Source organism: Novosphingobium sp. 11B (assembly GCF_054589055.1).
In genome coordinates, this window is sequence record NZ_BAAILP010000140.1 from 1 (window position 1) to 8,475 (window position 8,475).

Below are 8,475 nucleotides of genomic sequence, written 5' to 3' on the forward strand. Positions count from 1 at the left end.
GGCCGGGTAACTCACGGTGCAGCCCGGCTCGACCTGTATTCCATCGGAAAGTCCCATGTGGCCGTCGTTAGGGTTCGCATCGTTATCGGCCGAAGGCTATCCGGGATGGCCGTCCCATGCCCTGCCGTGTGTCGCAGGAACGTATGGATGGCGTTTCCGGTAGCGCAGAGACAGTCCGGGTCTTCGATGGACGCGTGGTTTGCGTGATCACGGCTGAAACCGCATCCCGGCCCACGACGCCGACCCGATACACCGAAAGCGGCTTGTACATCACCGCTCGGATGTTGGGGCATATATCCTATTTGGTTATAAATGTCAAGATGTACGGCGCAGGAGGTGCAGCCTGGCCTTGCCGACATCACGCGTGGCGTCGGCTTCGAAGCCCTTGATCGCCACGCTTTCACCCTTACCGGTTTCGAGGCTCACCCAGGTGCCTTCGCCGATCCAGCCGAGCCGCGCCAGCTTGTCCACCGCCACCTGACCCGCGCCGGTATCGTAAGGCGGGTCGAGCAGCACGAGGTCGAGCGGCTCCTTTGCGGTCCCCAGCGACATCACCGAGGAGGCGCGCACGTCGCTGCGCGGCTGCGCCTGCAGGTTGGCGATGTTCTTGCGAATCGCCCGGATCGCGCCTGCATCTTGATCGACGAACAGGCAGTGCGCCGCCCCGCGCGACAGGGCTTCCAGCCCCAGCGCGCCCGAGCCCGCGAACAGGTCCGCCACCTTCAGCCCCTCGAAATCGCCGAGGCGGCTGACCAGCATCGAGAACAGCGTCTCGCGCGTGCGATCGGCGGTAGGGCGGGTGGTGTCGCCCTCGGGCGCAGCCAGCTTGCGGCCGCGCCATTCGCCCGCGATAATCCGCAGGTTTCCGCTCATGCCTGCGTTCTCGTGGGATTCTGGCTCGGCAGGCTCTTGCGGAAGTTTTCGAGGTCGCGCTGCGAGACTTCACCGGCCATGCCCTTGGGCATGTCGCCGAGGCGGAAGGGGCCGTAGGCGGTGCGCAGCAGGCGGCTGACCTGGAGGCCAAGCGCTTCGAGCACGCGGCGCACTTCGCGGTTCTTGCCTTCGGTCAGCGTCATCTCGATCCACTGGTTGCGCCCGGTGCGGCGCTCCATGTTGGCGTCGATCTTGCCGTAGATCACGCCGTCGACCTCGATGCCTTCCATCAGTTGTTCGAGCTGTTCCTGCGTGATGTCGCCGAACGTGCGTGCCCGATACGTGCGCGGCACGCCGGTGGCGGGCAGTTCGAGCTGGCGCTTGAACTCGCCGTCGTTGGTCAGCAGCAGCAGGCCCTCGGTGTTGAGATCGAGGCGGCCGATCGGCATCACGCGGCCGGTGCCTTCGGGCAGGGCGTTGCGCAGCGCGGTATAGATCGTCGGGCGACCGGCGGGATCGCGCTCGGCGGTGATGAGGCCCGACGGCTTGTGGAACAGGAACAGGCGCGTGCCTTCGGCTTCCGCGATCGGATTGCCGTCCACCGCGACGCCGCGCAAGGAGGTGAGCACCGTCGAGGGCGTTTCGATCACCACGTCGTCCAGCGTGACGCGGCCTTCGATGATCAGGCGCTCGACCTCGCGGCGGCTGGCGACGCCGGCGCGGGCGAGCAGTTTGGCCACGCGCTCGCCTTCGCGGGCGGGCAGCGAGGGGTCCTTGGGCGTCGGCGCGGCAGCGCGCGGGGCGGCGCCGGGCTTGAGGTTGGGGCGGGGGCCGGTCGGGCGGGCAGGGCGTGGGCCGCGATCCGAGCCGAATGCGCGATCGTCGCGGCGCGGACGATAGCCGCGTTCGCCGTCGCGGGAATCGGAGCGGGCGCCATCACGTGCAGGTCCGCTGCGATAGGTCGCATCGCGCGATCCGCCGCCTTGCGCACGCTCTGAACGCGGCGTGCCGTCGCGCCCCGGACCACTGCGGTACGAACCGCCACGCGGGGTATCCTCACGCGGACGATCGCCACGCGGGGCGCCGGTACGGGCGCCATCGCGGGCAGCGGCACCGCGCGGACCAGCATCGCGGGAGGCGCCGTCACGCCCACCGTCTCTGGAGCCACGGCGCGGGAATTCATTGCGGAAGTCCTCGCGGCTGCCGATACGGGGGGCTTCACGGCGCCCGCGTCCGCCGCGCGGAGCGTCGCCGCGGGGCGCGTCGGGACCGTCATCGCGGCCGGTGCGGCCACGTGCACTGCCGCTTCCGGCGTTGTAGCGGGGGCCGCCATCACGCGATGCACCGCCGCGCGAAGCGCCGCCACGCGGAGCCGCGCCGAAAGAGGAACCGGAATCGCGGCCACGGCCGGAGCCGCCTGATCTGCCGCCTGAAGACTTGCTGGGAGGTTTGGACATGCGTGGCCCATACCTGTTGATCGCCGCTTCATCCAGCCTTCCCTTACGGATCGCCGCCGCTAAGTTGGCGGCAACCGCAAATGAGGAGACCGGCGTGGACGCCGATACCATCGCAGAGCGTCGCAGCGTCGGGGATTCGATCAAGCCCTATTTCGAGCGGGAGTCGCTCGCCTCGTTCATGCTCGGCCTGTCCTCGGGCTTTCCCTATGCGATGATCGGCGCGACGCTGACCACGCGCCTGGCGCAGGACGGGATCGACAAGAAGACCGTCACCGCCTTCACGCTGGCGTTCCTGGTCTACAATCTCAAGGTGTTCTGGGCCTGGATCGTCGACGGCGTGCACCTGCCGGTGCTGCACCGCATGGGGCAGCGCGTATCGTGGATGCTGGTCTGCGGGCTTGCCGTGATTGCGGCGGTGCTGAACCTCGCACTGGTCGATCCCCGACCCGACACCATCGGCGCGACCGTGCTGGCCGCCGTGCTGGTGGGCGTGGCGGGCGCCAGCTTCGACATCGTCATCGACGCCTACCGCATCGAGACGCTCAAGCCCTACCAGCTCGGCACCGGGTCGGGCATGAGCCAGTACGGCTGGCGCATCGGCTCGGCGGGCGCGGGCGCGCTCGCGCTGGTGCTTTCGGCGCGCTACGGCTGGGGCGTGGGCTATGCGGCATGCGCCATCTTCGCGCTGCCCGCCATGCTCACCGCGCTGGTGCTGGGCGAGCCGGAGCGCCGCAAGGTGGTGGTCGAGAAGAAGGGGCTGGCCGAAGTCTGGTCCTCCATCGCCGGGCCGTTCGGGGAGTTCTTCCGCCGCAACGGCGCGTTCCTGGTGCTGCTGTTCATCCTCGTCCACAAGATCGGCGACACGCTGGCGAACCTGACCTTCCGCCTGCTGTTCGACGACCTCGGCTTCAGCAACGACGAGATCGCGATCTACGACATCGGCCTGGGTTTCTGGGCCTACATGATCGGCGTGTTCATCGGCGGCGTCGCTTATGCGCGCATGGGCCTCAAGCGTTCGGTGATGCTCTCGCTGGTGCTGATGGGCGTTTCCAACCTCAGCTTCGCGGCGCTGGCTGCGGCCGGGCACAGCAACTGGGGCATGGCGGGCGCCATCGGCTTCGAGAACATCGCCTCGGGCTACGGCGGCGTGGTGGTGATCGCCTATTTCTCGGCGCTGTGCGACTTGCGCTACACGGCGGCGCAGTATGCGCTGATCTCGGCCGGAGCGAGTGTGGTGGGGCGGCTTGCTACCGGCACGACGGCGGGCGCGCTGATCGAGGCCATGGGCTACGTGAACTTCTACCTGCTCACCACGGTGGCGTCGCTGCCCGGCATCGCGCTGTTCTGGTGGCTTAGCCGGACAGGGCTCGTCGATCAGGCGCTGGGGTCTGCGGGCGAGGTAGAGTAACAGCAGAAGGCCCACCCCCAACCCCTCCCGCAAGCGGGAGGGGAGCGAGACTTGGCGATTTATCGCCTAGTCGCAGCGGGATGGGATCGCCTTCGCCTCAATCCGGCACTTCGCCGTTGTCCCGCAACACCGCGCCCGCAAGGTAGAGTGAACCCGCGATTAGCACGGCGCGTGGGGCCAGCTTTTCCAGATCGCGCAGTGCCGTCGCCACATCCGGCGCGGAGCAAGTCGGCAGCGACCAGCCTGCGAACGCCTCGGGCGGGTGGCAGTCATGCCCCGGCACCGGCACCAGCGTCACGCTCTCGACCAGCCGGTGCAGCGGATCGAGCAGGGCGGCGGGGTCCTTGCCTTCGATCATGCCGAGGATCACATGCGGCGCCTGCCCCCGCTCGCGCAGGAATGCTTCCAGTGCCAGCCCGGCGTCGCGGTTGTGCCCGCCGTCGAGCCAGACCGGCGTGCCGGGGACGAGCGCGGTCAGCGGCCCGTCGCCCAAGAGCTGCATCCGCGCGGGCCAGCGCGCGGCGCGGATACCCTCGGCAAAGGCGTGAGGATCGATCTTCAGCACATCCTGCGCGCGCAGCATGGCGACGGCGAGGGCGGCGTTGTCCGCCTGGTGCGCGCCGGGCATCTCGGGCAGGGGGAGGGTCAAAGAGCCGTGGCGGTCCTCGAACCAGATGGCGTCGCGGGTGACCTGCGCCTTCCACTCGGCATCGCGCGACTGCAGCGGTACGTCCTCTGAAGCGGCGAGGGATTGCAGGAACGCGGCGACTTCGTGCGGGTAGTTCTGCGTCACCAGCGGCACGTGCGGACGGCGGATGCCCGCCTTCTCGAAGGCGATGCGGGTGAGCGGCTCAGCGGGCGTGCCGTCCTCGGGGGCGAGGAGGAAGCGTTCGTGGTCGATGCCCAGCGTCGCCATGCCGCAGACCAGCGGTGCGGGCAGCACGTTGGTCGCGTCGAACCGGCCGCCGAGGCCGACCTCGATCACGCAGACGTCCGCCGGATGGCGCGCGAAGGCGAGGAAGCTGGCGGCGATCGTCGTCTCGAAGAAGCTGACTTCGAGATCGTGCGCCGCGTCCAGCACTTCGGCCAGCAGGCTGGCGAGTTCGTCGTCGCCGACCAGTTCGCCCGCGATGCGGATGCGTTCGTTGTAGCGCACCAGATGCGGGCTGGTGATCGCGTGGACCTTGTACCCCTGCGCCTCCAGGATCGCGCGCAGGAAGGCGCAGGTCGATCCCTTGCCGTTGGTGCCCGCGACGTGGAACGCGGGCGCGATGCGCAAGTGCGGATCGCCGAGGCGCGCCAGCAGCGTGCGGATCGCCTCAAGCCCGATGCGGCCTTGCGGCAGCGACAGCGCGGCAAGGCGATCGAGCTGGGCCTGTACGGCGGGGGAGTCCGACACGGCGAAGTCTTTCATGGTGTCCTCGACGGCGCCGTGCGCGTGGGGGCTTCGAGAGGCTGTGTCCGACCCTTCGACAAGCTCCGGGTGAGCGGAGGTGGCATAAATCTCCAACCCCGCTCAGGCTGAGCTTGTCGAGGCCCCATGGGCTTGGCTCTATCGAGCGGAATGCACCGCCTCGGCGAGCGATGCGGTGTAGTCCTGCAGCGGCCCCGGAGCGGCATCGCCATGCTGCTTGACGATGTCGATGAAGGCCGAGCCGACGACCACGCCGTCAGCGACCTTGGCGATGGCGGCGGCCTGTTCGGGCGTGCGCACGCCGAAGCCGACCGCGACGGGAATGTCGGTGGCGGCCTTGAGCTTCGCCACCGCGTCCTCGATCGAGCCCTGCGCCGCCTGCTGCATGCCGGTGATGCCCGCGACCGAGACGTAGTAGAGGAAGCCCGAGGAGCCCTCCAGCACCTTGGGCAGGCGTGCGGCGTCGGTGGTCGGGGTGGCGAGGCGGATCAGCGACACGCCTTTTTCGCGCAGCGCCGGGCCGAGGGCGGCGTCTTCCTCGCTGGGGATGTCGACGCAGATCACGCCGTCGACGCCGGCCTTGGCACATTCCTCTGCAAACCACTCGGGGCCGCGGATGGTCATCGGGTTGGCGTAGCCCATCAGCACCAGCGGCACATTGGGGTGACGCTGCCGGAACTCGGCGGCGATGCGGAAGATGTCGGCCGTGCGGGTGCCCTTGGCGAGGCTGCGCAAGTTGGCTTCCTGGATCGCCGGACCGTCCGCCATCGGATCGGTGAAGGGCATGCCCAGCTCGATCACGTCGGCGCCGCCCGCGACGAGCGCGTCGAGGTTCGATGCGGTGTCGCCGTCGCCCCCGGTGATGAAGCAGACGAGCGCGGGGCCTTTGGCGAAAGCGGTTTCGAAGCGGGTCATCAGGAGAACAGCGTCTTTCCGGAATAGCGGAGAATGGCGGCGGTCAGGCCGACGAAAACGGCGAGGTAGGCGAGGCTGACGGCGATGTCGCTCCAGCTTCCTCGAAAGGCGAAGGCCCAGTAATAGCCCGCGCCCGAAAGGTCGAAGGAGCGCACCCGGACGAGGTCGGCGAGGACCTTGATTGCCGGGAACACCGCCATCCAGAGCACGGCGGCGTCGATCAGCGACCGTTGCCACCCGCCCTTTTTCAAAGCTCGACCCCCAGCGCCTCGGCGACGGTGAAGATGTCCTTGTCGCCGCGCCCGGAGACGTTGACGACGAGCAGCTTGTCCGCGTCCAGCTGAGCCGTCAGCTGCGGCAGTGCAGCGAGGGCGTGGGCGCTTTCGAGCGCCGGGATGATGCCCTCCAGCGCGCAGCACAGCTGGAACGCTTCAAGCGCCTCGGTGTCGGTGATCGGCACGTACTTCACGCGGCCCGCCTCGTGCAGCCACGAATGTTCGGGGCCAAGGCCGGGATAGTCCAGACCGGCGCTGATCGAATGGGCCTCGGTGATCTGGCCGTCCTCGTCCTGCAGCAGGTAGGTCTTGTTGCCGTGGAGGATGCCCGGACGCCCGCCCATCAGCGAGGCGGCATGCTGGCCGCTCTCGATGCCGTGACCGGCGGCCTCGATGCCGACCATCGCCACGTCCGCGTCGTCGAGGAAGGGGTGGAACATGCCGATCGCATTCGATCCGCCGCCCACGGCCGCCACCAGCATGTCGGGCAGGCGGCCTTCGGCTTCGAGAATCTGCTCGCGCGTTTCGGTGCCGATCACGCTCTGGAAGTCGCGGACGAGTTCCGGGTACGGGTGCGGACCTGCGGCGGTGCCGATGATGTAGAAGGTGTCGTGGACGTTGGCGACCCAGTGGCGCAGCGCCTCGTTCATCGCGTCCTTGAGCGTTTCCGCGCCGCTGGTGACCGGCACCACTTCGGCGCCGAGCAGCTTCATGCGGAACACGTTGGGCGCCTGGCGCTCGACGTCCTTGGCGCCCATGAAGATCGTGCAGGACAGGCCGAAGCGCGCCGCGACGGTGGCGGTGGCGACGCCGTGCTGGCCCGCGCCGGTCTCGGCGATGATCTTGGTCTTGCCCATGCGCATGGCGAGCAGAACCTGGCCGATGCAGTTGTTGATCTTGTGCGCGCCGGTGTGGTTCAGATCCTCGCGCTTGAAGTAGATCTTCGGGCCTTTGCCCTCGGGCGCGAGCTTTCGGAAATGCTCGGTGATGCGCGGCGCCGGATAGAGCGGGCTGGGGCGGCCGACGAAATTCTTGAGCAGATCGTCGAACTCGGCCTGGAACGCCGGGTCCAGCTTCGCGGCACGGTATTCCTTTTCCAGGTCGAGGATCAGCGGCATCAGCGTCTCGGCGACGTAGCGTCCGCCGAACTGGCCGAAGTGACCCGACTCATCGGGATACGAACGAAGCGAATTGGGGCTCTGAACGGTCATGATCCGGCGCTTGGCAGACCCCCCCGCGCTTGTCCAGACGCCTTGAGGAGAGGGGCCATGTTTGCCCCGGGAACGCCGGAAAACCATGGGTGCCTACAGGGGCTTGGTGATCGCCTGGCGGACATTCAATTGCAAACAATGCAACTGAAAATCGGCAAAAGCACCTAACCGGCATAATCTGCAGTTTTGTGACGTTTTGAACGATTCCAAGAATTTACCGTTCATCTGACTGAAAGGTGATGGGGTCCAGCGGCAGGGCTCCCGACGATAACCCCGATGAGGGTCGGGATCGCAGGAATACTTGGAGTTATATAATATGCGTATTGCACTTGTTTCGCTCGCCGCGGTTGCTGCCGTGGCCGCTGCCACTCCCGCCCTGGCCAACGAGGCTCGCGTCGAAGCACGCGGCGGTGTGATCTGGGACGGTAGCAACAGCGACGCAGTTGCAGGTGTCGCCGCCGGCTACGACTACGACCTGGGCGACAAGCTCTTCGTGGGTGTGCAGGGTTCGGCCGACAAGATCCTGACCGACAACACCCGCGTTTCGTGGGGCGCTGGCGGCCGCATCGGCGTGCAGCCGATCCCGGGCACCAAGGTCTACGCGCTGGCCGACTGGCAGTCGAAGAACTGCAAGTACTGCAACAGCGCCGTGGGCGTCGGTGGCGGCGTCCAGCAGGACGTGGGCTCGCGCTATTACGTGAAGGCCGAATACCAGCACCTGCTGGTCGGCGACAACACCCCCGACGCCGACCGCGGCCTCGTGGGCGTGGGCGTCAAGTTCTGATCCCACGGATCTGATCGCTGCGAAAGCAGTGTAAGCCAGGAAAGGGGCGGTCCGACGGGCCGCCCCTTTCTTCGTCAGGCCTTCGTCATTGCGAGCGTAGCGAAGCAATCCAGGGCAATCTTGAGTCGCCCTGGATTG

8 protein-coding genes are annotated in these 8,475 nt (G+C 67.6%); 2 read left to right on the top strand and 6 right to left on the bottom strand.

Translation table 11 applies throughout. The features are described 5' to 3' along the window. Nucleotides 1–315 precede the first annotated feature (315 nt). The gene (gene rsmD, locus ACYPYD_RS12965; protein WP_008833304.1) at nt 316–873 is read right to left on the bottom strand and encodes a 16S rRNA (guanine(966)-N(2))-methyltransferase RsmD; all 558 of its coding nucleotides are present in this window, start codon (nt 871–873) and stop codon (nt 316–318) included. Beyond that, a complete protein-coding gene (locus ACYPYD_RS12970; RefSeq protein WP_459663514.1) occupies nt 870–2,330 on the bottom strand; it encodes a pseudouridine synthase in 1,461 nt (486 codons plus the stop codon). The genes rsmD and ACYPYD_RS12970 overlap by 4 nt, the downstream gene beginning before the upstream one ends. A gap of 94 nt (nt 2,331–2,424) precedes the next feature. On the opposite strand from ACYPYD_RS12970, the gene ACYPYD_RS12975 reads away from it, so the two are divergent. Continuing rightward, the gene (locus ACYPYD_RS12975; RefSeq protein WP_459663515.1) at nt 2,425–3,738 is read left to right on the top strand and encodes an MFS transporter; all 1,314 of its coding nucleotides are present in this window, start codon (nt 2,425–2,427) and stop codon (nt 3,736–3,738) included. A 97-nt stretch (nt 3,739–3,835) separates the two neighbouring features. On the opposite strand, the gene ACYPYD_RS12980 is transcribed toward ACYPYD_RS12975, so the two are convergent. From ACYPYD_RS12980 to trpB, 4 genes are all read right to left on the bottom strand, one after another. Beyond that, nucleotides 3,836–5,152, bottom strand: a complete 1,317-nt coding sequence (locus tag ACYPYD_RS12980; RefSeq protein ID WP_459663516.1) for a bifunctional folylpolyglutamate synthase/dihydrofolate synthase — start codon at nt 5,150–5,152, stop codon at nt 3,836–3,838. A gap of 138 nt (nt 5,153–5,290) precedes the next feature. After that, nucleotides 5,291–6,067, bottom strand: a complete 777-nt coding sequence (gene trpA / locus ACYPYD_RS12985) for a tryptophan synthase subunit alpha (protein ID WP_008833300.1) — start codon at nt 6,065–6,067, stop codon at nt 5,291–5,293. Then, the gene (locus ACYPYD_RS12990; RefSeq protein WP_008833299.1) at nt 6,067–6,318 is read right to left on the bottom strand and encodes a hypothetical protein; all 252 of its coding nucleotides are present in this window, start codon (nt 6,316–6,318) and stop codon (nt 6,067–6,069) included. The genes trpA and ACYPYD_RS12990 overlap by 1 nt, the downstream gene beginning before the upstream one ends. Next, nucleotides 6,315–7,553 (bottom strand): tryptophan synthase subunit beta, encoded by a 1,239-nt coding sequence (gene trpB / locus ACYPYD_RS12995; RefSeq protein WP_008833298.1) that lies wholly within the window; start codon nt 7,551–7,553, stop codon nt 6,315–6,317. Before trpB ends, ACYPYD_RS12990 begins: the two co-directional genes overlap by 4 nt. Nucleotides 7,554–7,869: 316 nt before the next feature. Between trpB and ACYPYD_RS13000 the strand changes: the two genes are divergently transcribed. After that, entirely contained in the window at nt 7,870–8,337 is a 468-nt protein-coding gene (locus ACYPYD_RS13000; protein WP_211150243.1) for an outer membrane beta-barrel protein, read from the top strand. Nucleotides 8,338–8,475 lie beyond the last annotated feature (138 nt).